Annotated in this window: 22 protein-coding genes; 11 read left to right on the plus strand and 11 right to left on the minus strand. The window is 63.2% G+C overall.

The window, feature by feature from the left end:
* Positions 1-9 precede the first annotated feature (9 nt).
* The 7 genes from ACIPHM_RS09960 to ACIPHM_RS09990 all read right to left on the minus strand — a co-directional run bounded on the left by ACIPHM_RS09960 (position 10) and on the right by ACIPHM_RS09990 (position 6,818).
* Positions 10-1,212 (minus strand): flavin-containing monooxygenase, encoded by a 1,203-nt coding sequence (locus ACIPHM_RS09960; protein ID WP_400327366.1) that lies wholly within the window; start codon positions 1,210-1,212, stop codon positions 10-12.
* Positions 1,209-1,817, minus strand: coding sequence for an OsmC family protein (locus ACIPHM_RS09965; protein ID WP_400327368.1), 609 nt, complete (start codon positions 1,815-1,817; stop codon positions 1,209-1,211). Before ACIPHM_RS09965 ends, ACIPHM_RS09960 begins: the two co-directional genes overlap by 4 nt.
* Positions 1,818-1,889: 72 nt before the next feature.
* Entirely contained in the window at positions 1,890-2,663 is a 774-nt protein-coding gene (locus ACIPHM_RS09970; RefSeq protein ID WP_400327370.1) for an ABC transporter ATP-binding protein, read from the minus strand.
* Positions 2,660-3,535, minus strand: coding sequence for an ABC transporter permease (locus tag ACIPHM_RS09975; protein ID WP_400327372.1), 876 nt, complete (start codon positions 3,533-3,535; stop codon positions 2,660-2,662). Before ACIPHM_RS09975 ends, ACIPHM_RS09970 begins: the two co-directional genes overlap by 4 nt.
* Positions 3,532-4,605: an ABC transporter substrate-binding protein gene (locus ACIPHM_RS09980; RefSeq protein WP_400327374.1), complete on the minus strand. Its 1,074-nt coding sequence runs from the start codon at positions 4,603-4,605 to the stop codon at positions 3,532-3,534. Before ACIPHM_RS09980 ends, ACIPHM_RS09975 begins: the two co-directional genes overlap by 4 nt.
* A gap of 157 nt (positions 4,606-4,762) precedes the next feature.
* On the minus strand, positions 4,763-5,350 hold the full coding sequence (locus ACIPHM_RS09985) for a TetR/AcrR family transcriptional regulator (RefSeq protein ID WP_400327376.1): 588 nt from the start codon (positions 5,348-5,350) through the stop codon (positions 4,763-4,765).
* A gap of 265 nt (positions 5,351-5,615) precedes the next feature.
* Positions 5,616-6,818 carry an ammonium transporter gene (locus ACIPHM_RS09990; RefSeq protein ID WP_400327378.1) on the minus strand — a complete coding sequence of 401 codons (1,203 nt, stop codon included), beginning with the start codon at positions 6,816-6,818 and terminating at the stop codon, positions 5,616-5,618.
* Between the two features lie 424 nt (positions 6,819-7,242).
* On the opposite strand from ACIPHM_RS09990, the gene ACIPHM_RS09995 reads away from it, so the two are divergent.
* The 8 genes from ACIPHM_RS09995 (at position 7,243) to ACIPHM_RS10030 (ending at position 15,339) form a co-directional block, all read left to right on the plus strand.
* Entirely contained in the window at positions 7,243-7,542 is a 300-nt protein-coding gene (locus ACIPHM_RS09995) for an antibiotic biosynthesis monooxygenase family protein (RefSeq protein ID WP_400327380.1), read from the plus strand.
* A gap of 186 nt (positions 7,543-7,728) precedes the next feature.
* A complete protein-coding gene (locus ACIPHM_RS10000) occupies positions 7,729-8,460 on the plus strand; it encodes a FadR/GntR family transcriptional regulator (protein ID WP_400327382.1) in 732 nt (243 codons plus the stop codon).
* A gap of 77 nt (positions 8,461-8,537) precedes the next feature.
* Positions 8,538-9,950 (plus strand): FAD-binding oxidoreductase, encoded by a 1,413-nt coding sequence (locus ACIPHM_RS10005; RefSeq protein WP_400327384.1) that lies wholly within the window; start codon positions 8,538-8,540, stop codon positions 9,948-9,950.
* Between the two features lie 121 nt (positions 9,951-10,071).
* Positions 10,072-10,962: an amidohydrolase family protein gene (locus tag ACIPHM_RS10010; protein WP_400327386.1), complete on the plus strand. Its 891-nt coding sequence runs from the start codon at positions 10,072-10,074 to the stop codon at positions 10,960-10,962.
* Positions 10,963-11,089: 127 nt separating this feature from the next.
* Positions 11,090-12,319, plus strand: coding sequence for an MFS transporter (locus tag ACIPHM_RS10015; RefSeq protein WP_400327388.1), 1,230 nt, complete (start codon positions 11,090-11,092; stop codon positions 12,317-12,319).
* Positions 12,320-12,394: 75 nt separating this feature from the next.
* Positions 12,395-13,144 carry an electron transfer flavoprotein subunit beta/FixA family protein gene (locus ACIPHM_RS10020; RefSeq protein WP_400327054.1) on the plus strand — a complete coding sequence of 250 codons (750 nt, stop codon included), beginning with the start codon at positions 12,395-12,397 and terminating at the stop codon, positions 13,142-13,144.
* Between the two features lie 12 nt (positions 13,145-13,156).
* Complete coding sequence (locus ACIPHM_RS10025; RefSeq protein WP_400327056.1) at positions 13,157-14,089, plus strand: electron transfer flavoprotein subunit alpha/FixB family protein; 933 nt, start codon at positions 13,157-13,159, stop codon at positions 14,087-14,089.
* 143 nt (positions 14,090-14,232) lie between these two features.
* Entirely contained in the window at positions 14,233-15,339 is a 1,107-nt protein-coding gene (locus tag ACIPHM_RS10030; protein ID WP_400327389.1) for an NAD(P)/FAD-dependent oxidoreductase, read from the plus strand.
* A 209-nt stretch (positions 15,340-15,548) separates the two neighbouring features.
* On the opposite strand, the gene ACIPHM_RS10035 is transcribed toward ACIPHM_RS10030, so the two are convergent.
* The 4 genes from ACIPHM_RS10035 to ACIPHM_RS10050 form a co-directional block, all read right to left on the minus strand.
* On the minus strand, positions 15,549-15,944 hold the full coding sequence (locus ACIPHM_RS10035; RefSeq protein WP_039399697.1) for a transposase: 396 nt from the start codon (positions 15,942-15,944) through the stop codon (positions 15,549-15,551).
* 917 nt (positions 15,945-16,861) lie between these two features.
* Positions 16,862-17,872: an AraC family transcriptional regulator gene (locus ACIPHM_RS10040; RefSeq protein ID WP_400327391.1), complete on the minus strand. Its 1,011-nt coding sequence runs from the start codon at positions 17,870-17,872 to the stop codon at positions 16,862-16,864.
* A gap of 152 nt (positions 17,873-18,024) precedes the next feature.
* Entirely contained in the window at positions 18,025-18,792 is a 768-nt protein-coding gene (locus ACIPHM_RS10045; protein WP_400327392.1) for an SDR family NAD(P)-dependent oxidoreductase, read from the minus strand.
* A 42-nt stretch (positions 18,793-18,834) separates the two neighbouring features.
* A complete protein-coding gene (locus ACIPHM_RS10050; RefSeq protein ID WP_400327394.1) occupies positions 18,835-20,496 on the minus strand; it encodes an acyl-CoA synthetase in 1,662 nt (553 codons plus the stop codon).
* Between the two features lie 448 nt (positions 20,497-20,944).
* Here ACIPHM_RS10050 and ACIPHM_RS10055 point away from each other — a divergent pair, with 448 nt between their 5' ends.
* The 3 genes from ACIPHM_RS10055 (at position 20,945) to ACIPHM_RS10065 (ending at position 23,989) form a co-directional block, all read left to right on the plus strand.
* A complete protein-coding gene (locus tag ACIPHM_RS10055; protein ID WP_400327396.1) occupies positions 20,945-22,078 on the plus strand; it encodes an acyl-CoA dehydrogenase in 1,134 nt (377 codons plus the stop codon).
* A 122-nt stretch (positions 22,079-22,200) separates the two neighbouring features.
* Positions 22,201-23,367, plus strand: coding sequence for an enoyl-CoA hydratase/isomerase family protein (locus tag ACIPHM_RS10060; RefSeq protein ID WP_400327398.1), 1,167 nt, complete (start codon positions 22,201-22,203; stop codon positions 23,365-23,367).
* Between the two features lie 64 nt (positions 23,368-23,431).
* Complete coding sequence (locus ACIPHM_RS10065; protein ID WP_400327399.1) at positions 23,432-23,989, plus strand: YggT family protein; 558 nt, start codon at positions 23,432-23,434, stop codon at positions 23,987-23,989.
* The last annotated feature ends 54 nt before the right edge of the window (positions 23,990-24,043 follow it).

Consider the following 24,043-nt stretch of genomic DNA (forward strand, 5'->3'; position numbering starts at 1 on the left):
CACGAAACATTATTGACCGGAGACAGCGGGTTGGCCGGGAGCCACTGCGCTTGGGGCATGCGCGAGGTATCTCACGACTGCCTTGGCCAAGCGCGGGGCTTGACGTCCGATCTCGCGCAATTGACCACTCAGCGGGTTGACGAAACCGATGAGAAACAGCCCTGGCACCGGGCTGGTGACGCCATGTGCGTCGGTACGCGGCTTGCCATCGTCGTCGAACAGATCGGGCAGCGCGATGAGTTGCGCCAGTCCGGTTTGGTATCCCGTGCCGGCCACGATGGTATGCACGGGAAGTTCGGTACGTCCGGCGTCTTCGGCGATGCCCGAGCGCACGGTCACATGACGTGCGGTAAAGCCTTCGATCGGCCCCACCACGCGAATACTCCCCGCCTTCAGATCGTCGACGAACGGCATGTACAAGGTGGGCGTCACCGTGCCGAGTTCTGATACGCCATGTGTCGGTCTGGGCAGGCCGTAGGGGAGCAGGTCGCCTGTCCACCGATGCGATAGCCAGGACAGAAAGCGGTCCCGTGTGGACGGAGCGAGCCGTCGCAAAAATACCCCCAATGCGGCAAACGGCAGGCCGGACAAACGCTTCGGCAGCAGATGCGGCGTGCGGCGTACCGATAAAGTGACCGACGCGGCGTGCGGTACCAGACGGCTGGCAATTTCGCATGACGAATTACCGCTGCCTACCACCAGCACGTGTTGTCCGGCGTAGTCTCGTGCATGGCGAAACTGCGCGGCATGCAGGACACGGCCGGTAAAGCGCTCGCGTCCCGGCCAGTCCGGAATGGATGGGACGCGCGAGCATCCTGTCGCGATCACGACCGACGCCGCCAGTATCACGCTCCCGTCGGTCAGGGCGATTCGCCAGACACCGTGTTGCGCTGCCGGTTCGATCTTGCTCACTTCGACGCCGTTACGCACCGTAAATCCGCCGCGCGCCGGCATCCCGGCAAGCAGATCGGCCAGCACGTGGGCAGTGGGCCAACGCCCCGCAGACCATGGAAATGTGACGCCAGGCAGGCCGGAGAACCAGCGTCCGGTGTTCAGGCGCAGTCCGTCATAGTGATTGCGCCACACATCGCCCACCGATTCCGTGCGCTCCAGGACCAGCGGTTGTATCCCCGCCTTCACCAACTCATAGGCGGCGGAAAGACCCGCGGGGCCGCCCCCGACAACGACGACAGGATGTACGGTATGGTTCATGCGTTCCGGCTCTGGGCGACGGGGTCAACGTGTTCGACGTCTTCGACGTCTTCGACGTGTTCGGCGCTTTCAACGTGTTCGATCCGCACATCCAGCGGTACCGGACGCGAGATCGTGTCCGGGATCGGTGCTGTGGGCAGCAGACGTGCGAGAAGCGCATCGAGCTGGGCTTGCGGAGCGTTGGCGTCCAGCGCCACCTGAACCTGAATGCGCTCGAAGCCCGGCGCACCCGGCACCACACCGAAAGCCGCGCGGAAGTCGACGCGACCCGACACATCGATTTTCAGGCTGCGCACTTCAATGCCGGCCGCTGTCAGTCCGCCGACGTAGGTGGCCGCCAGGCAATTGCCGATGGCGGCCAGCAGCAATTCCTGGGGCGTGGCGCCGAGGTCTGCGCCGCCGTAGGTGCTGGGTTCGTCACCCTGCAATACCGCGCCGGATTTCACTTGTGTGCGGGTCCGATAGCCGCTCACCCAATGCACCGAGGTTGCGTAGCGAGGACGCGCGATGTCGCCATCGCCATCGGCCCGGATGCGTTCCTGTACCGCGCGGCCACCGTTGCGGGGAAGTCCGTTGATGCTGAGTTGAATAGGGGTATCGCTCATATTGCGGGCTCGTTTCAAAAAGGGGGGGAGTGCGTCTGGCATCTGGTGTCCGGCCGAAGGGTGACGCCCCTCTCAATCGGCTTGCAGATGCTCGGCCAGACGTGTTTCTGCTGTCAGGAAATCGTCCAGCCGCTGTTGCAGCCGGATGAAATCGTCGCTGCCGACCTGACGCGGCCGGGGCATGCCGACCTCCAGCACCTGAGCGACATGGCCGTGCGGGCTGCTCGCCATCAGCACAATGCGATCGGCCAGCAGGAGCGCTTCCTGCAGGTCGTGCGTCACCATCAGGACGGTGGCGCCGCTGGTCAGCCACGCGCGTTGCAGTTGCTGCTGCATCAGGCGCCGAGTCTGCGCGTCCAGGGCGCCAAACGGTTCGTCGAGCAACAACAGACGGGGCTGCATGGCGAGCGCGCGGGCCAGCGCGATACGTTGGCGCATTCCACCCGACAGCACCGCCGGACGCTGATCGGCGAACTCGACCAGCCCGACCTCGTCCAGAAGTTGTAATGCACGGGTTCTGGCGGCGCTACGCGCGAGTCCCTGGTTGCGCAGCGCGAACGCGATGTTCTCGGCGGCGCTCATCCATGGGAAAAGATTGTTGTGCTGGAAGATGAGGGCGCTGTGCGGCGCCTCGGCAGTCAGGGGCTGGCCGTCGTAAAAAAGCGATCCGTGCGTAGGCGTTTGCAGGCCGGCGGCCAGATTCAGCAGGGTGGTTTTGCCGCAGCCGCTGCGTCCCAGCAGTACGGTAAAGCGGCTGGCGGGGATTTGCAGATTGCCGATGTCGACGCGCGTGCCGGACGCGAAGTGCATGCCGGCGTCTTTGAATTCCAGAACCGCGCCGCTCATGATTGCCACGCCACGAGACGCTGACCCAGCAACAGCACACGGTCTACGGTAAAGCCGACGGCACCGATGGTGATCACGCCGACCATCACCAACGGCATGTTGTACATCTGCTGGGCCATGATGATCAGATAGCCAAGACCGGAATTGATGCCGGCCATTTCACCGGCAAGCACCGCCATCCACGCGCCGAAGAAGGCCATTCGCAGGCTGGTCAATGCACTCGGCGCAATCGCGGGAAGGCGCACTCGCAGCCAGCGCTGCAACGGCGACGCGCGCAGATTTCGCGCGAGCTTCAGATACTGCGGGTCCATACCGTCGAGCGCGGCCACGAGGGACAGCGTCATACTGGTTGTGACCGCCAGGAAAACGATGAATACCGCAGCGGGGCCGCCAATGCCGATGACGGCAATCGTGAACGGCACCCACGCCACGGGGGCGATCGGGGCGAGCGATTGCACCAGTGGCAGCACCAGACGTCGCAGCCAGCGTTGCTCGGCGATCAGCACGCTAAGCAGCAGCGCGGCGGCCACGCCAAGCGTCAGGCCGGTTGTGACGCGTGAGAGCGTGAGCAGCGTGGACGCGAGCAGGCCCGTGCGTTGCTGGCCGAAGCCGACACTCGCCTCGCCTGAAAAGGCATAAGGCAAGGTGACGCTGGGCGGCGGCAGAATGCGTCCGTCCAGCCACCCCTGCGCCACCGCGAGTTCCCAGACACCGCCAAGCAGCACCCACGCCAGCGCGAACCAGAGCAGGGGCTGGAGGTGACGCAGCCGGGCAAGCCAGCGGCGAGCATCGACGGCGCTGTGCTGCGCCTGCTTGGTGTCGGACGCTTGCGGCGCTACACGAGCTACGGGCGCGAGGGGCTTTGCACTCATGCCAGGGCTGCCGGTTGATGGCGCAGGTCGAGCAGTTGGGGGATGGGGTTGCCGGTGAAGTAGCCCAACTGCTTAAGATATTCGGCGCCACGCGTGAGGCCTGCCACACCCACCGGCGAGATCACCGGATTGGGCACCTGACGTGCCAGTGCGACTTCGAGCACTTCGCGCGATACGCCATAGACCGGCTGCAATTGATCCACGGCGGCGGCGTAATGCTGCGTCAGGTTCGTGGCCGAGGCTTGCAGCACCTTCAGATAGCGGCGTAGTGCATCGCCTTGCCGATCGCTGGTGCGTTGTTTCGTCGTAATCACGCAGTCGGCCGCCTCCGGCCCCCAGACGGCGTTCGAATCGGACAGGTAGCGCGCGCCGTTGCTGCGCACCACGTTCTCGGCATAAGGCTGCGCGAGTGTGCATACGTCGAGCTTGCCGTTCGCAATCGCTTCGCCCATGCCGACCATGCTCGGGAAGAAGGTCATGTCGTAGTCTTTGTACGACTTGCCATGACTGGCCATCGTGCCGTAGCCGACCAGCTCCAGCGTATCGAGACGCAGCGTACCCACACGCAGCCCCTTGCCTGCCGCGGCGATGAACTCGTCGACGGTGGTCACCGAGCCCTTGCGCGCGACCAGTTCGATGCCGCCCTTGCCCGAGCCGCCGATGATGCGCAGCTCCTTCGTGCCCTTGGCATAGGCGGCGGCCGTCATCGTCCAGGGGGCGTGCATCACTTCGAGTCGATCGGCCACCAGCGCCTGCAATGACTCGCTCGGGCCATTGAATTGCGTCAACTCGACGCGCAGGCCGGCAGCGGCAAAGTCGCCGCGCAGTTTTGCCAGCAGCAAATGCGAAACGCATCCCGCAGGCAGATGACCGACGCGAACCAGCGGTCCACCGGTGGCCGCTTCGGCGCGGCTGGCGGCCGAGAGCAGGGCACTGCCGGTCGCGCTCAGGGCGAGCGCGCTGCAACCGCAACCGCAAAGAAACTCGCGGCGCGAGACCTTCGCGCTGCTTGAGGTGTCAGGGGTGTCGAAATGGGCGGCAGCCATCAGCCGCTGGAAAATGTCGCGCATGAAAAAGCTTCTCCGGATGAAGTAGACCGATCGTTCTCAGTGAGGTGCAATCATCCGGGAAACCCGTTGGGGCGCAAAACAATGATTTGGCCTTAGCTTATGAAAAACCTTGCGATAGCCGCCGTATGCGCTTGCGGCGAGGCGACCGAGGGGGGGATCACGGGCGTTCGGCGTGATCGAGCAGGCATTGGGCGATGGTCTTTGCCGTCCCCGCGCTTTCCGATTTGCGCGTGACCATGGCGATGGCGATCGCGCCGTCGACGAGCAGACAGAATTGCCGGGCAAACGCTTCCGGCTCAGCCAGTGCGGCGGCGCGCGAGAGAATGACGATGCGTCTTTGCACTTCGCTGAAATGCGCGAGCGCCAGGTCTCTTACCCAGCTCGACTCTTTTTCGTGTTCCGCAACGGCATTGGTGAATAAACATCCGAAGAAGCGGTCGCTGGAAAACCACTCCTGCAAGATATCGAACAGCACCAGCAACTGCTGCTCGGGGTCGGTCGCCCGGCGGGGGAGATCGTCGAGCCATTGAAACCACATCTGCGCTTCGTGTTCGAACGCCGCCTTGAGCAGGTTGTCCTTCGAGCCGAAGTTTTCATACAGCGTGCGGCGTGCTACGCCGGCTTCGCTCAGAATGCGCGCGACGCCCGTTGCGTGAATACCTTCGCGGCAAAAGAGCCGTCGAGCGGTATCCAGCAGCCGCTGTCCAGGCGGCAGTTCACCGGTCAAATCGGAATGTGATGACATGAGACGTTCGATGGATTCAGCGCTGGCAGCGTGATGACATGACATCTTGGCGCCGGGCCAGACTGTTGGAATGACGAATCGCGTAATGCTACACCGGCAACGCGAAGTCGGCCGGCCATCGCGAATGCTTAATGAAGCATTCGCATTAGCCGCTTAACCTGTGCAGGTTTTGCTGGGTCAATACATGGCCGCCGAGCAGTATCACTGTCTTAGTGGGGGGGCAGCTTCAAATGTTTCCGGACAACTTCAATTGTTCGCTTTCAAATCACCAGTTCGTTTCGCGCTCCGGCGTTGCGGTGATCTTGTGGATCGACAGGTCGGCGCCGTAATACTCCTGTTCGTCGTCGAGTCGCAGTCCGGCGAAGCGTTTGATGACGCCGTACACGATGTAGCCGCCGGCAAATGCAATCGCAACGCCCATCACGGTGCCGACGATCTGCGCGACGAAGCTCACGCCGCCCAGTCCGCCGAGCGCCGTCTGCCCGAAGATGCCGGCGGCCAGGCCGCCCCAGATGCCGCAAACGCCGTGCAGCGGCCACACGCCGAGTACGTCGTCGATACGCAGGCGGTTCTGCGTCACGGTGAAGAGCCACACGAACAGACCGCCAGCCACTGCGCCCACGATCAGCGCGCCCAGCGGATGCATCACGTCCGAACCCGCACATACGGCAACGAGCCCCGCGAGCGGGCCGTTGTGGATGAAGCCGGGGTCGTCCTTGCCGACCCACATCGCTACCAGCGTGCCGCCGACCATCGCCATGAGCGAGTTCACGGCCACTAGCCCCGAAATGCCGCCCACGCGCTGGGCGCTCATCACGTTAAAACCGAACCAGCCGACGATCAGAATCCACGCGCCAAGCGCGAGGAACGGAATCGACGAAGGCGGATGCGCAGCGACTTGCCCTTGGCCGTTGTAACGTCCCCGGCGCGCGCCGAGATGCAGCACCGCCGCCAGCCCGATCCATCCGCCCACGGCGTGCACGACCACGGATCCCGCGAAATCGTGGAACGGCGCGCCGAGCGTGCGCGTGAGCCAGTCCTGAATGCCGAGGTGTCCGTTCCACGCGATGCCTTCGAAGAACGGATAGATCACGCCGACGAGGAAGAACGTCGCCACCGACTGCGGGTGAAACTTGGCGCGCTCCGCGATCCCGCCGGAGACGATGGCCGGAATCGCCGCGGCAAACGTCAGCAGGAAGAAGAAACGGATCAGTGCGTAACCGTTGTGCTCGGAGAGCACCGTTGCGCTTGACCAGAAGTCGACGCCGTACGCGAGCGGATAGCCGATGAAGAAGTACGCCAGCCCCGAGACCGCGAAGTCCGTCAGAATTTTGACGAGGGCGTTGACCTGATTCTTCTTGCGAACCGTGCCGAGCTCGAGAAACGCAAAGCCGGCGTGCATGGCAAGCACCAGGATCGCGCCGAGCAGAAGGAACAGCACGTCGCCGGGTGTATTGGAATTGGGCATGAATGTGCTCTTTTGGTGCAAACGTGAGGAGAAATGAGGATATGCAAGAGCAATGCCAGAAATGATTAGCCCATTGATTTGTATCGACGTTTTATCTGATGAGGCGATGTCGGCCGTGCCGTGTTGCACGTTCGTGGTGCTGCGTCATCCTCGCGTGAGCGAAGTCCGTGCATAAGCATTCGGAAGGACGTTGAAGGGCGCGTGAAGCGCGGAACCAGAAAAATGCTGAAAGACTAGGGCAGTGCCGAACGCGATGCATGTCACGAACGCGCGGTATAGAATCGAACGTTCTCGCGGTGCCGGGCTGTCTACACCCCCCGCTGCCGGCGATCCTGCGATCCCGCCCAACCGGCGGCGTCATCGTGCGACGACAACGACAAGATCGACACAAGCAAAATCACGCACAAACCTCTGAGGAAAATCCATGATCTTTGAAATCGCCCAGATCGAAGTGAAGCCCGGCAAAGAAGCCGAGTTCGAGCAAGGTGTCGCCAAGGCCGCGCCGCTGTTCAAGAATTCGAAGGGCTGCCACGGCATGCGTCTGCTCAAGTCCATCGAGCAGCCGACCCATTACAGCCTCGTCGTTACTTGGGAAACGCTCGAAGACCACACCGTCCATTTCCGTAATTCGGACGCTTTCCCGCAATGGCGCGCACTGGTGAGCGAATGCTTCGCCGCACCGCCGAATGTCGGGCACGTGACGGAAGCGCTGATCGGCTTCTGAGGTTGACGCGAGCCGCGAGCGGTCTCGACGCCAAGCCGCACAGCAAGCGGTGGCGGAGCCAGTCTCCGCCACCGCTTTGTTTTTCATCGACGTCGATGGCGGGCGTTCTAAGGGTTAACGCGATGCAGTGTTATTAAAGTTTTCAGATAACATGCAAACCAGAAAAGTATCAGGTAATGTGAACGGATGACGACCAAGCCCAAGACCCTGACCGAGCAGGTCGCGCAACAGTTGCAGGACGCGATCCGGCAGGGTGTCTACCCCATCGGTACGCGACTGCCGACCGGCAAGCAGCTCTCCGAGACGTATGGCGTGAGCCCCGCGGTGATTCGCGAGGTGACGGAGCGTTTGCGCGCGCAGGGGCTGATCGACAGCCGTCAGGGCGCTGGCGTGACGGTGAGGGCGCGCACACCCCAAAGTGGTTTTCAGGTTCCCGTGGGGCAGGACGCGGCCGATCTCGCCAGCGTCTACGAGCTGCGTCTGGATCTGGAGAGCACTGCCGCGGCGCTCGCCGCCGTGCGTCACACCGCGGAAGACATTCGTCATCTCGCCGAGATTCTCGGGAAACTGGAAACGAACCTGTATCACACAGAAAACGGCGTGGAGTTCGATACGGCGTTTCATGCCGCCATCGCGCGCGCCACGCACAACCGCTATTACGCGGACCTTCTGCAATACCTCAACCTGCAAATCCGTCAGGTCGTGCAGGCTGCGCGCACCAACACGCTGCGTCACGAAGGCCTCGCCGCGCAGGTGCATCAGGAGCACGTGGCCGTGTTCAATGCCATCAAGGCGCGCGACCCGCTGCGCGCGCGCGAGGCGTCGCTCTCGCATCTGTTGCGTGCTTCGGCGCGTCTCGGGCTGACGCTGCCCGGGCGTGACATCATCACTGGCGCGATTGCGCCCACGCGCGCCTGAGCGTCGTCAGATGCCGTTTATTTGCACTCCCCGGACTTCCCGCATACCCCGCACCGTAACCCCCGACGCGTGAACCTATGACCCTCACTGCTTTTGCTCAACGTCTCATTGACGCCGTCGGTGCCGACAGCGTTTTCACTTCCGCCGACGATATCGCCCCGTGGCTTGCCGACTGGCGCGGCCTGTATCGCGGCAATGCGCAGGCTGTCGTGCGTCCGCGCTCGACGCAGGACGTCGCGAAGATCCTCGCGCTGTGCCAGAGTACGGCCACGCCGGTTGTGCCGCGCGGCGGCAACACCGGGCTGTGCGGCGGCGCGACGCCGGACAAGTCCGCACAGAACGTGGTGCTCAGTCTCGATCGGATGAACGCCGTGCGCAGTCTCGACACTATTGCCAATACGATGGTCGCCGAGGCCGGTTGCATTCTCGAAGACTTGCAACGCACGGCGCGCGACGCGAATCGTCTGCTGCCGCTCAGTCTGGCGGCCGAGGGCTCGTGCCAGCTTGGCGGCAATCTCGCGACGAACGCCGGGGGCGTGAACGTCGTTCGCTACGGCATGACGCGCGAGCTGGTGCTCGGCGTCGAGGCGGTGCTGCCGAACGGCGAGATACTCCACGGCCTGCGCACGCTGCGCAAGGACAACACCGGTTACGACCTCAAGCAGTTGCTGATCGGCTCGGAAGGCACGCTCGGCGTAATCACGGCGGCGGCGCTGCGTCTGTACGCGCCCACGCCGGTGCGTCAGGTGGTCATCGCCGCCGTGACATCGCCGCGTCAGGCGCTCGAACTCTACGAACTGCTGTTCGCCGAATGCGGCCCGCGCATGCAGGCGTTCGAGTTCTTCACGGGCGAGTGCGTCGATCTCGTGATGGCCCACGTGCCCGGCGTGCGTGCGCCGTTTGGCGAGCGCCACCCCGGTTACGTGCTGGTGGAACTGGCCGACACGGCCGACGAGCAGGCCCTCAACGCGTTGCTGGAGCGCGTGATCGAAACGGCCATCGAGCGCGATCTGTGTGCCGACGCCGTGGTGTCGTCCACCCTCGGTCAGGTCGAGGAGATGTGGAAGCTGCGAGAGGAAATTTCCGAGGCGCAGCGCGCCGACGGCCCTCATCTGAAGCACGATATCTCGCTGCCGATCGAAGCCATTCCGGAATTCATGACGAGTGCCGAAGCGCGCGTGCGACGCGTGTGCCCGCAGGTGCGCCCGTTCATCTTCGGGCATTTCGGCGACGGCAATTTGCACTACAACCTGTCGCGCCCGGCCGGTGAACCGGCAGAGTTCATGGCGACACACGGCAAGGCGATTACCGCCGAGGTGCTCGACGAAGTGGCGCGCTTTCATGGCAGTATCAGCGCCGAGCATGGCATCGGACAACTCAAGCGCGACGACTTCGCGAAGTACAAGTCGCCGCTCGAACTGCGTCTGATGCGCGACATCAAGGCCGTGTTCGATCCGGCCGGCATCATGAATCCGGGCAAGCTGCTGTAACGGTTTGCCGCACGCGGGGCGCCGGACGTTCCGGTGCCTCAAGTTTTAGTCGCCGAACGTTTTTACCCCGGCGTGGGCCCGACGTTGTCACTGTCGCCCTCGCACCTTTCGAGGAGTCGACATGACCGCAACTTCCGCCCCCGGCGCGCCGCTGTGTCTTGGCCCGCTGCCGGAGATCGATCCGCCCACGTTCGAGGTGCCGTTCGGTGCTGTCGATACCCATGCGCACGTGGTCGCTGCCAGCGACGCGTACCCGATGGTGCCCGAGCGCAGCTACACGCCACCGCCCGCGCCCGAGGACAAATACCTCGCGATGCTCGACGCCACGGGCATGACGTATGGCGTGCTGGTGCAGATCAGCGTCTACGGCACCGATAACCGGTACATGCTCGAGACGCTGCGACGTCACCCGGATCGTCTTCGTGGCATCGCCGTGGTGACGCCGGAGGTGACCGATGCCGAACTCGAAGCGATGCATGCGGCGGGCGTTCGCGGGTTGCGCATCAATGTGCTGTTCGGTGGCGGCATCGGTTTTACGGCGATGGAGACGCTCGCGCATCGCATCAAGGATTTGGGCTGGCACATGCAATTCCTGATGGATGTGAGCGCGTTGCCGGAACTTATGTCACGCATGACGACGCTGCCGGTGCCGGGCATCGTCGATCACATGGGGCACACCCCCGTGGCGCAGGGGCTCGATGCGCCGGGCTTTTCCGCGCTGCGCTCGCTCGTGCGCGATCACGGTTACTGGGTCAAGCTCTCAGGGGCGTATCGCATCAGCGAGCGGTTTCCGGCGTTCGACGACGTCACCCCGTTCGCGCAGGCGCTGATCGAAGACGCGCCCGATCGCATGGTCTGGGGCAGCGACTGGCCGCACGTGTCGCTCACGCGCATGCCGAACACGGGCGCGTTGCGCAATCTGCTGCCGCAATGGGCGCCCGACGCCGAGACGCGTCGCCGCATTCTCGTGGACAATCCGGCGCGTCTGTACGGTTTCCCGGCAACGGTCTGATTCGTGTTCTGACGTCGGCATCACGGTCGGGCGCACGTCGCGCTCTTGCCATTCAGCGGGTTCTCAGAAAAATTCCGAGGAATTCCCGGGAATTTCAAGGAATTTCAAGGATTAAGGAGGAGACAAGATGGATTGGTATCGCCAGATGAACAAGACCGAGCGGCACACGTTCGTTGCCGCGTTCGGTGGGTGGGCGCTCGATGCGCTCGACTTCATGGTGTTCACTTTCGTGATCTCGACACTGATCACCGTGTTCGGCATCGACAAGGGACAGGCCGGCATGCTGGCGACGGTGACGCTGCTGTTCTCAGCCGTCGGTGGCTGGCTTGCCGGCGTGCTTGCCGACCGTTATGGGCGCGTGCGCATCCTGCAGGTGACGATCCTGTGGTTCTCCGTCTGCACGGTGCTGATCGGCTTCGCGCAGAACTTCGAGCAGATCTTCGTGCTGCGCGCCTTGCAGGGACTGGGCTTCGGCGGCGAGTGGGCGGTGGGTTCGGTGCTCATGGGCGAAATCGTTCGCACCGAGTATCGCGGACGTGCCGTGGGCACTGTGCAAAGCGGCTGGGCCATCGGCTGGGCGGTGGCGGCGCTGTGCTATACGGCGTCGTTCTCGCTGCTGCCGGAGGAATATGCGTGGCGCGCGCTGTTCTGGATTGGCGTGATTCCGGCGCTGTTCGTGCTTTTCATCCGCAAGAACGTGCCCGAGCCCGAGCTGTTCGAGCGCACACGCAAACGCGAGGCGGCGGCGGCCCAGCGCACCTCGGCATGGGCGATTTTCTCGCCGGCGCTGATCAAGACGACGGCGCTCTCGGCCCTGCTGTGCACGGGCGTGCAGGGCGGGTACTATGCCGTGACGACGTGGTTGCCCACGTTCCTGAAGACGGAGCGTCATCTGTCGGTGATCGGCACGGGCGGCTATCTGCTCGTGATCATTCTCGGTTCGTTCATCGGCTATCTGACGGGGGCGTATCTGACCGACCGCCTGGGGCGTCGCGCGAACCTGCTGATCTTCGCTGTGCTCTCGGGCGTGAGCATCTACGCATACACCCAGTTCCAGTTGAGCAATGACCAGATGCTGATCCTCGGCTTCCCGCTGGGTTTCGCGGCGTCGGGCATTTTCAGCGGCATGGGTGCGTATCTGACGGAGCTGTTCCCGTCGGCCGTGCGTGCCAACGCGCAGGGCTTCGCGTATAACTTCGGGCGCGGCTTTGGCGCGCTGTTCCCGAGTCTGGTCGGCTATCTGGCCAAGACCAGCGGCCTGGGCACGGCCATCGGCATGTTTGCCGGCGGCGCCTACTTTGTCGTATTGATTACCGCTTTTATGTTGCCCGAGACGAAAGGGCGAGAAATCGAGTAAGTTCGTGTGTTCTCGGGCGGCGGGTGCCGTGATGACGGCAGGCCGCCCGGTTTTTCTGATTCAAGGGAGTTCCGCATGAAGATCCTGGTACCGGTCAAACGGGTAGTGGATTACAACGTAAAGGTTCGCGTGAAGAGCGACGGGAGTGGCGTCGACATAGCGAATGTGAAGATGTCGATGAATCCGTTCGACGAAATCGCGGTGGAAGAGGCGGTGCGCCTGAAAGAAGCGGGCGTGGCGACGGAAGTGATCGCGGTGTCGGCGGGGGTTGCGCAGTCGCAGGAGACGCTGCGCACGGCGCTGGCGATCGGTGCGGATCGCGCGATCCTGATCGAGTCGGACGAAGCGCTGCAGCCGCTGGCGGTGGCCAAGCTGCTCAAGGCGATCGTCGACAAGGAGCAGCCGCAACTGGTGATCCTGGGCAAGCAGGCGATCGACGACGATTCCAATCAAACTGGTCAGATGCTCGCGGCGCTGGCGAAGCTGCCGCAGGCAACGTTTGCCTCGAAGGTGACGGTGGCGGACAACCGCGCGCAGGTCACGCGCGAAGTTGACGGCGGTCTGGAGACCGTGTCGCTGTCGCTGCCGGCGGTGATCACGACGGACTTGCGCCTGAACGAGCCGCGTTACGTGACGCTGCCCAACATTATGAAGGCGAAGAAGAAGCCGCTGGAGAGCGTCAAGCCGGCGGATCTGGGCGTGGACGTGAGCCCGCGCCTGAAGACGCTGAAGGTGGCCGAGCCGCCCAAGCGCAGCGCGGGGGTGAAGGTGGCGGACGTGGCAACGCTCGTCGAGAAGCTGAAGACCGAAGCCAAGGTCATTTAAGGAGACGACGAGATGAGCATTCTGGTCATTGCAGAACATGACAACCAATCGATCAAGGCGGCTACGCTCAACACGGTGACGGCAGGGCTGCAATGCGGCGACGACGTGCACGTGCTGGTTGCGGGCAGCAACGCTCGCGCGGCCGCCGACGCTGCCGCGCAAATTGCCGGCGTGAAGAAGGTGCTGCTGGCGGATGCGCCGTACTTTGGCGACGGGCTGGCGGAGAACATCGCCGACGAGGTGGTGTCGATCGCGGGCAACTATTCGCACATCCTGGCCACGGCCACGGCGTACGGCAAGAACATCGCGCCGCGCGTGGCCGCGCTGCTCGATGTCGCGCAGATTTCGGATATCACGAAGGTCGACAGCGCCGATACGTTCGAGCGCCCGATCTACGCGGGTAACGCGATTGCGACGGTGCAAAGCGCAGACAAGGTGAAGGTCATTACGGTGCGCTCGACGGGCTTCGACCCGGCGGCGGCCACCGGTGGCAGTGCGGCGGTGGAAACCGTAGCTGCGACGCCGGACGCGGGTGTGTCGAAGTTCGTGGGCCGCGAGGTGACGAAGCTGGACCGTCCGGAGCTCACGAGCGCGAAGATCATTGTCTCGGGCGGCCGGGGTCTGGGCAGCGGCGAGAACTACACGAAGGTGTTGGAGCCGTTGGCGGACAAGCTGGGTGCGGCGCTGGGCGCCTCGCGCGCGGCGGTCGATGCCGGTTATGTGCCGAACGACTATCAGGTCGGCCAGACGGGCAAGATCGTGGCACCGCAGTTGTACGTGGCGGTGGGCATCTCGGGGGCGATTCAGCACCTGGCGGGGATGAAGGATTCGAAGGTGATCGTGGCGATCAACAAGGATCCGGAAGCACCGATCTTCTCGGTGGCGGATTACGGTCTGGTGGGCGATCTGTTCACGGTGGTGCCGGAGCTGACGGCTGCGCTGTAAGCGGCTGAGCTTGCCAGGCACGTAAGAGACGTGAGGCTGCGGGCGCCGATCCCGCAGCCGATTCGCATGAGGAGGCGAAGCCAGCCATGGCGGGGCGTCTTCATGCGAATCGGGGATCCTCGAACGGCAAACAGGGAACAGCGATGGACAAAGTCGATTGCGTCGTGATTGGGGCGGGCGTGGTGGGATTGGCCGTCGCGCGCACGATGGCCCTGGCCGGGCGCGAAGTGGTCGTCCTCGAATCCGAACGTGCCATCGGCACCGGCACGAGTTCGCGCAATAGCGAAGTCATCCACGGTGGCATCTACTATCCGCCCGGCTCGCTCAAGGCGAAACTGTGCGTCGAGGGCAAGCATCGGCTGTACGAGTTCTGCGCGTCGCACGGCGTGGAACATCGCCGCTGCGGCAAGCTGATCGTCGCGACGACCGATCATCAGGTGGGCGAACTCGAAGCCATCGCCGCCAATGCGCGTGCCAGCGGTGTCGACGATCTCCAATGGCTCACCGCCGCTGAAGTCGCACAGCGCGAACCCGATTTGCACACTTTTGGTGCGTTACTCTCACCGTCAACGGGCATCGTGGATAGTCACGGCTTCATGCTCGCCTTGCAGGGGGATGCCGAGAACGCCGGCGCGATGCTCGCCTTCGATGCGCGTGTCGTGGGCGCGCGCGTAGGCGGTGGCGACGGCATCGAGCTGGACGTCGAGACCGGCGGGGAAACGTCGACGTTGCTCGCCAACACCGTGATCATCAGCGCTGGGCTTTACGCGGTGGACATCGCCCGCAAGTTTGCGGGGCTGGCTCCCGAGCACATTCCGCAGCGTTATTACGCCAAGGGAAGTTACTTCACTTGTGCCCAGCGCGCGCCGTTTACTCACCTGATCTATCCCGTGCCGGAGCCCGGCGGGCTAGGCGTTCACCTGACGCTGGATCTCGGCGGACAGGCGCGCTTCGGCCCGAATGTGGAATGGGTCGAGGAGATCGATTACACGGTGAATCCGTCGGATGGCGACGGCTTTTACGCAGCGGTGCGACGGTATTGGCCGACGTTGGCGGACGGCGCGTTGCAACCGGGCTATGCGGGCATTCGACCGAAGATCGGCGGGCCGGGTGAGCCGGCGGCGGACTTCCGTATCGACGGACCGCAGGCGCACGGTGTCGCAGGGCTCGTCAACCTGTTCGGCATCGAGTCGCCGGGCCTGACGGCGTCACTAGCCATTGCCGAAGCGGTGCGGGCAGCGCTTTCCTGAGAGGGGCGGCCGAGGAGCGCGGTACAAGGTGCGAGACGGACCGCCCGGTCACATCTCGCATTTGGCTGCTTTCTGGCTAACCCCGTAATTCCTGCCTGACGGTGCTGCGAGCGTTGCGCGGCATTCCTGTCGAGGGGGAATCGTTGCGTCGGGGTACGTGGTAAGTGCACGGGTCAGTGCACTCACGTACTCGCGCGCATTAACAAGCATTAACGCACGGCAACCGGCGGCTTCCACGAAGCCGGGTTCGTCCAGAACACGCCACGCAGGCGATCGGTGTCGCCGCACGGCGTACTGCGAGCCGGCTTGCTGATCTGACCTGCACAGGCGCTGATATCGCGGCCCGATTGTTGCAGGCGTTTCAGGATCGTATCGAGCATGCCCGATTCGCGCCACTCGTTGAGTTTGCGGCGGCAAGTCGGCACGGAGGGATACTGCATGGGAAGTTTGGACCAGCTCTCACCGGTGAACAGCACCCACAAGACAGCATTGGTCAGCGTGCGCTGCTCGACTTGAGGGCGTCCGCGTCGTTCCGTACGGACCGGTCGGTCGCAAATCAGATCACGCAGGGCGTGCCATTCAACGTCGCTCAGTTCATTAAACATAACACCTCGACCCAAAACAAACGGAGGCGCCGCAGGGGGCGAGTCCGGGTTTCGCGATGGGGACTCACCGATGCAATCTGGTGCGTACTTATCGTCAAAACTCGGCCAAGGCGGCGTCGATCCCCGATGCTGGAAATACAAGCAACAAGCATGCCAGGACATCGGGTTCTCTCGTGAAGAACACCGCGGGCGGGTCGAACCACACTGCGAAGGGAGCGTTTAACCAGCAAAAAAACGCCCACTTGGCAGGTGGGCGCAGCTCCTGAGTGGCTATTGGGATAGGCAATCGCAAAAGCGTCAGGAGAAAAGGAATACGTGCCTTTTGGCCAGTCCGGATGGTTTGTTTTTCTCGGTTCCGGCCAGGGTGTCTCGCTCCACATGCGCCAGCTTGTCAAGCTTGCAGGCGCAATGATGACAAAAAGCGGGAGTCGACGCGCTTCGGAATTACCCCCATTGCGGTGCATGGCCGCTGTCGCAGGAATGAGTCCCGAAATCCGCTGGAATATCAGGCGTCCTGCCCTGGTTGAGTGCTGGCGTGCGCCCGGATAGGGCATGGTGTCGCGAGAATGGGCGCAACCTGGCCTGTCGATCGGCGCAACCGGGTCTCGTGGCGTGGGAATTTTTTTGAGGGGGCTTGGTGGTCTGGTTGTGTTTTTTGGGGGGCGTTGCTGGGGTTTTTTAGGGTCTCTGTTTTAGGCCGTCTGTCTTTGGGCCGTTTTATCGGTTGTATTACCGTCGGCTGCATTGCCCCGTCCGTATTTCCCCCGTCTGTCCTAACCCCTCGTCGCCCTCTTTCCCCTCCGGGCAGCAGCAATACCCGATCCCCTGACTCCGCTCCAATGCCGGTTAAGTCGCTACGTCAGGGGACCGGGTATTGCCGCCACTCATATGCCCATTCCTATGCCAATCTCCGCACGTCAGGCCTCTACCGCCTGACGCCGATAATCGCCGGGGCGTGCTCCTGTCCACTTCCGGAACGCTCGGAAGAATGCGCTCGAATCGGAGAAGCCCAACGACAAGGCGATCTCCATCATCGGCTTGGACGTGTGGCACAAGGCATGAATCGCAAGATCACGCCGCAACTGGTCCTTGATCGACTGATACGACTGCCCTTCGTCTTCGAGCCGGCGACGCAAGGTGGACGGCGTGGTGTGGAACTCGCACGCCAAGGCCTCGAACGCCGGCCAGCTATCGGTCGACATGGTTTTCAGACGCCGCCGTACCCGAGCCACCATCCCCTTGGTGTTCTTGTATTTGAGGATGATGTTGCCCGGCGCGGCTCGCAGGAAGTCTTTCACACTCACTTCGTTCTGCACGACAGGCAGGTCCAGACACGCCGCGTCGAATTCGATGGCCGTGTGGGGCGCATTGAAGACCAGACGCGCCGAATACATGGTCCGGTACTCGTCGCTATAAACCGGCTCGTCAAACGCGAAGTACGCGGTGCTTAACGAGACGCGTCGCGCGATCAACCAGCAGGTGAGCGCATAGAAGAGGATCAGCAGTGTCTCGTGCCCGAAGACGCGCGGCGCCTGGGCGTCTGCGCGCTCATGGACTTCCAGCCGGGCAAGCGCACCATCGCGCACCAAATGCATTTCCAGATCGTCGAGCAGCAGCCCCATGAAACGCGAGGCCCGCTGCAACGCCTGCTCCAGCGTACGGCAGGTAATGACGCTGTGACACAGCATCGCGAAGCTGCCGACTTTCATGCGCCGGGAATCCTGGCCGAAGAATTCGTCGTCGAGCGCAAAGCTGATCAACCGCCAAAGGTGTGCATAGCGATCCGCGGAAACGCGGCCCTGGGGATGCGCAAGCAACGATGGCGCGATATCGGCGGCGCGAAGCAATGCGCACGGATCGCCGCCGAGTCGTTCGACGTGCGCCAATGCGTTGATAACGAAATGTATCGAGATGCTGCCTTTTTCCATGCGTCGCGAATCGGAACCGACGGAGTGCCGTAGCTGGGGGACGCAGGAATTCTAGCAGTGCGGCCCCTGTCGGCGCTTCCGGTGCCGTCCGAAAAACGGATCGGCGCATTCCGAATTCGCATGTGACGCAGGAGATCGATGTGTGCGGCGGCTTACTTCGGCGCCATGCGCAAGGCGCCGTCAAGACGAATGACTTCGCCGTTGATCATGGTGTTCTCGACGACATGGCGCACCAGTGCGGCATATTCCGAGGGGCGTCCGAGGCGCGGCGGGAAGGGCACGGATGCACCGAGCGCGGCCTGCACTTCGGGCGTCATGCCGGCCATCATGGGCGTCTCGAAGATGCCCGGCGCAATCGTCACGACCCGCACGCCAACGCGTGCCAGTTCGCGCGCGGCCGGTAGGGTAAGCGCCGCGACGCCCCCTTTCGATGCGGCATACGCCGCCTGACCGATCTGTCCGTCGAATGCCGCAATGGATGCGGTGTTGACGACTACGCCGCGCTCGCCTTCGTTGTCGGCCACACTATCTGCCATCGCCGCTGCCGCAATGCGCAGCACGTTGAACGTGCCGATCAGGTTCACATTGATGATGCGGGCGAAGCTGTCGAGCCGATGCGGGCCGTGTTTGCCGAGAATACGCTCGCCGATGACGAGCCCCGCGCAATTGACCACGCCATTGAGGCCGCCGAACGCGCTTCTGGCGGTATCGACCAGTCGCTGAACGTCGTCTTCGCGCGTGATGTCGGTTGCGACGAAGCGGGCGGCATCACCCAGCGCATCCGCTTGTCTGGCCCCCGCTTCGGCGTTGATGTCGCCGAGCACCACGTTGGCACCGGCGTCGATGAACATGCGTGCGGTCGCGGCCCCGAGGCCGGACGACGCGCCCGTGATGAGAAAGACACGATCCTTGATTTGCATGGACTGCGATTCCTATAAAAAGACCAGAGAGGGCGGCGATGCTCAGCCCGCATTGGCCGACGCTTGCGCGGCCTTGGCAATTTCCTGATTGCGCAGAATGAAGCGTTGGAGCTTTCCGCTTGGTGTCTTGGGCAACTCGGCCACGAATTCGACTTCCCGCGGATAGGCATGCGTGGACAGGCGGCGGCGCACGTGCTCCTGCAATTCGCACGCGAGCGCCTCGGACGGTGCGAACTGCGGATGCAATACGACGAACGCCTTGACCAGTTCGGTGCGCTCCGGATCGGGCTTGCCGATCACGGCGGTCTCGACCACGGCGGGATGTTCGATCAGCGCACTCTCGACATCGAACGGCCCGATGCGGTAGCCCGCCGACGTAATCACGTCGTCGTTGCGTCCGACAAAGCTGATGCTGCCATCGGCATTTCGCTCGACGGTGTCGCCAGACAGGTAGTAGTCACCCACGAACGCAGGCGTCTCTCGCTCCCAGTATCCGCCGAACCACATCAACGGCGATTGCGTGCGATCGAGTGCCAGCCCCCCCGGTTGGCCGACGGGACACTCATGACCGTCCTCATCGAGTACGACCACCCGATGTCCGGGCGACGCGAAACCCGCTGCCCCGACTTGCACGGGATGCGCGAGCGCATGGTGGTTGCACACGACCATGCCGAGCTCGGTCTGCCCGTAATGGTCATGGATGGTCACGCCGAGGTGCTGCGCGAACCAGCGGATGACTTCCGGATTGAGCGGCTCACCAGCACTCGACACGGCGCGCAATCGCCCCTTGAGGGGGGCGGCCGCTTTGTCGCCGCCCGCGATCAGCAGACGGAATGCGGTCGGTGAGCCCGCCAGATTCGTAATGCCCAGCTTGTTGATGATCCGGTAGGTGCTTTCGACGTTGAATGGCCCGTCGTAGAACGTTGTCGGAATACCCATCGCGAGCGGCCCCGTCACCGCGTAGTAGAGGCCGTAGGCCCAGCCCGGATCGGCAATGTTCCAGAACGTGTCGGTCGGACGCAGATCGACGGCGTCGCGCATGTAGCCGACGAACGCCATGACGGCGCGCAGAGGCACCATGACCGGCTTGGCCGCACCGGTCGTGCCCGAGGTGAACATCATCATGAAGGGATCGTCGCCGCGCCGCATCACGGGGTCGAACTCGGGCGCATGTTGCTCGACTTCATGCCAGAAGCTGAAGTCGGCGCGACGCACGCCCAGACCGCGCGGCCCGCTGACGGTCGCCACGGGCGGGCAGTTCGCCACCTCGTCGAGCTTGGCGCGGTTGGCCGCATCTGTCACCACCAGCTTGCTTTGTGCGCTTTGTAGACGGTACTCGATGGCTTTCGGCCCGAAGGCGGTGAAGAGCGGTTGATAGACCGCGCCCGCACGCCAGGTGCCCAGAATCGTCACCAGCAATTCGGGTGTGCGCGACAGCAGGCCGCTGACGCGGTCGCCCGGCTGCACGCCTTGTTCGCGCAGGAAGTTGGCAAAGCGCGCCGAGAGCGTTTGCAATTGCCGGAACGTCCACGTCTGGCTCGTGCCGTCTTTTCCCTCCCAGAAAAGGGCGATGCGTCCGGGAAGTGCATGGCGGTCGCAGCACTCGATGCATGCGTTCATCGCGTCGAGATTGCCGTCCAGTGTGGCGCGCACAGTGGCGTCGAGGTCGAACGCCTCGTACGCTCGGGCGTAATCCGCAGTCATGGGTTGTCTCCTGTAGTCGGGTGCCGGCCAGCAAGCGCGCCTATGATGAAAACGACCTGGCGCACATGGCTGAGTGCCCCTGGCGCCGTCTTCGATCAGGGCGCAGCGCTTAGGGGCCGTGATGAAATTCATCCTAATGCGTGGCGTCGGCGACAAGCAATGTCCAAACGGGTCAGAGTTGGTGAGGGATTTATCCACTCCGCAGATAGGGGAATGCGCCGGGTATCTAAGGGATTCGCGGCACTCTCGGACGAGGCCAATCGGGATGGCGGACTGCAGCAAGGGTTTGTCCTGATCGGGATACAGACGATTCCGATGGCAATTCCGCTCATCCAATTTGCCGTTTTTGGCTATGGTGCCAACGCGGCGCGATCCCTACACTGGACCCATCGACAGGCACAGACGTCGACGATTCGTTCCGATTACGTCACGGCGCAGGAGACAGAGCATGGATTTCTATACCGAAGACCAACGCATGATTCGCGATATGGCACGCGCATTTTCCAGTGAGCAACTGGCACCGAATGCCGCGCAATGGGACCGCGAGTGCGCACTGCCCGACGCGATGGTCGCGCAAATGGGCGAACTGGGCCTGCTCGGCATGATGGTGCCGGAAGAGTACGGCGGCTCGTACACGGATTACACGGCCTATGCGCTGGCGATGGAAGAGATTGCGGCCGGATGTGCCTCGACGGCCACGATGATGTCCGTTCACAATTCGGTCGGTTGTGCGCCGGTCCTGAAGTTCGGCACGGATGTTCAGCGCCGACGCTGGCTACCCGATCTGGCCGCCGGCCGGAAAATCGGTGCTTTCTGTCTGACCGAACCGCAGGCCGGGTCGGAGGCCAGCAATTTGCGAACGCGCGCTGAGCGTCGCGGCGACAAATGGGTGCTCAACGGCAGCAAGCAGTTCGTGACCAACGGCAAGCGTGCGGCCATGGCCATCGTGTTTGCGGTGACGGATCCCGCCGCCGGCAAACGTGGCATCTCGGCGTTCATCGTGCCGACCGACACGCCGGGATTCGAAGTCGGGCACCCGGAACATAAACTTGGCATTCGGGCGTCGGATACCTGTCCGATCACGCTCGTTGATTGTGAGGTCGACGACGACGCCTTGCTTGGCGAACCGGGGCAGGGGCTCAAGATTGCGTTGTCCAATCTCGAAGGCGGCCGCATTGGCATTGCCGCGCTGGCGCTTGGTGTTGCGCGTGCGGCATTTGAAGCGGCGCTGAAATATTCGAACGAGCGTCAGCAGTTCGGCAAACCGATTCGCGAGCATCAGAGCATTGCGAACATGCTTGCCGACATGACGACCCGCATCAACGCGGCGAGATTCCTGATTCTCCACGCGGCGGCGCTCCGCACACAGGGGTTGCCGTGCCTGTCCGAGGCCTCGCAGGCGAAGCTCTTCGCGTCTGAATTGGCGGAGTGGGTATGCACCCATGCCATCCAGATTCACGGTGGCTATGGCTACCTGGAAGACTATCCGGTGGAGCGCCACTACCGCGATGCCCGCATCACGCAAATCTACGAAGGCACCAGCGAGATTCAGCGACAAGTCATCGCACGTGCGCTGGACTGATCGCAAACCAGTCGAAGTGACTCGATCAAAACGACCGTGCGTCTGAGGAGGCGCAATGTTGTGGGGTTGTCGATGCAGCAGGGACGTTGACGTTCGGCAGCGAACGGCCGGGAGGAGGGCGAGTGAATTTGCACGATGGCGCCATCGAGGCGCAAGACGAAGTGTTGTTCGATGTGATCAACGGATTCGGCGTGATTACGCTGAACCGGCCAAAGGCGCTGAACGCGATCACGCACCGCATGGTGCGCGCCATGTGGCGACAACTCAAGGCGTGGGTCGACGACCCGGCGGTGCGGGCTGTCTGGATCGAAGGCGCTGGCGAGAAGGCGTTCTGCGCGGGTGGCGATGTTCGCGCGCTATATGAAAGCCGGCTGAACAACCTCGACGAACATCAGGCGTTTTTCGTTGACGAGTACCGGCTCGACTATCTGATTCACCGATATCCGAAGCCATATATCGCGTTGCTCGACGGCATTGTGATGGGGGGCGGTATGGGCGTCGCGCAGGGGGCGGCGCTGCGCATCGTGACCGACCGGACACGACTGGCGATGCCTGAGACGGGCATCGGGCTGTTCCCGGACGTCGGCGCCAGTTGGTTCCTCGGTCATCTCGCACCGACGCTCGCGCGCTACCTGGGCCTGTCCGGTGCGACTGTGACGGCGGCTGATGCGCTGTATTGCGGACTCGCCGACGTCTGGCTCGAAGGCGATGCGCCCGCGCGACTGCGCGAGATGCTGAGTCAGTTCGACTGGAATGGGAACAACACGACGAACAGCACCGAGACGCGCTCGGCAGGTCATCACTTGGCCGGGGCTGCCGACGTGTTGGCATCGCTTCGCGCCGCGATCCTGCCGATGGGACGCACGTGGGCGGATGCCGCGCCGCTCGCCGGCGTCAGGGCAACACTCGACAGACATTTCAGCGCCATCGACGTGCCCGGCGTCGTGGCATCGCTCGAGGCCGATGCGCAGACACCCTGGGCCGCGGAGACCCTCGGGTTGCTCGCGCAGCGCTCACCGCTGAGCCTGTGCGTGACGGACCGGCAATTGCAGAGGGGGCGTCGCCTGGATCTGGCGGACGCCTTCCGGATGGAATTGGTGTTGGGGTATCACGCATTCGCGACGGGAGATTTCGTCGAAGGGGTTCGAGCGTTGCTGATCGACAAGGACAAGCAGCCGCGCTGGCGCTTCGCCACGCTGGCCGATGTGCCGGTGGCGCAGGTCGAAGCGTTCTTCCTCAGCCCATGGGCGCAAGGGGAGCATCCACTGAATGCGTTAGGGGGTGATTGAACTCGGGCAAACGCGTGCGACAATGCCGGTTTTGCGGGGGACCGCACAATCCGTTGGAGTCCAGATGCTCGTCGAAATCGCCCGTCTGTTGCTAGACCTTGTTTTCTCGCTATTCGGCGCCTTGTTGCTATTGCGTGTGTGGATGCAGGCGACACGCCTGCCCCCGGGTAATCCGCTCTCGCAAGGGGTGTTCCAGTTCACGAACTGGATTGTGTTGCCGCTGCGGCGCGTTGTGCCGGGCGTGGGCGGCATCGACTGGGCGTGCGTGATCGGCGCATGGCTGGCGGCCATCCTCTATCTGGTGCTGATCACTGCCGTCGTGGGGGTGTCGCCGGTCACGGTGTTCCCGCGTGGCTTGCTGGTGGCGCTGGTGTTGGTGGCCAAGTGGGGCGCCAATCTGGTGATGTGGCTCACGTTGCTGATGGCCGTGCTGTCGTGGGTGAATCCGCGCGCTGCCGCCATGCCGATTCTCCAGCACTTGCTCGATCCGTTGCTGCGCCCCATTCGTCGCATCATCCCGATGGTCGGCGGTTTCGATCTTTCGCCGCTGGGGCTGTTCCTGCTGATGCAGATTCTGCTGATCGTACTCGCGCGTCTAAGCCTGTTCTTCGCGATGCTCTGATGAGTCCGCAGGCAGCGACGCTGCCTGCTACAACCTGCGCATTCGCTCAACTCA

The organism is Pandoraea sp. NPDC087047 (assembly GCF_044745225.1).
Classification (GTDB): Bacteria; Pseudomonadota; Gammaproteobacteria; order Burkholderiales; family Burkholderiaceae; genus Pandoraea.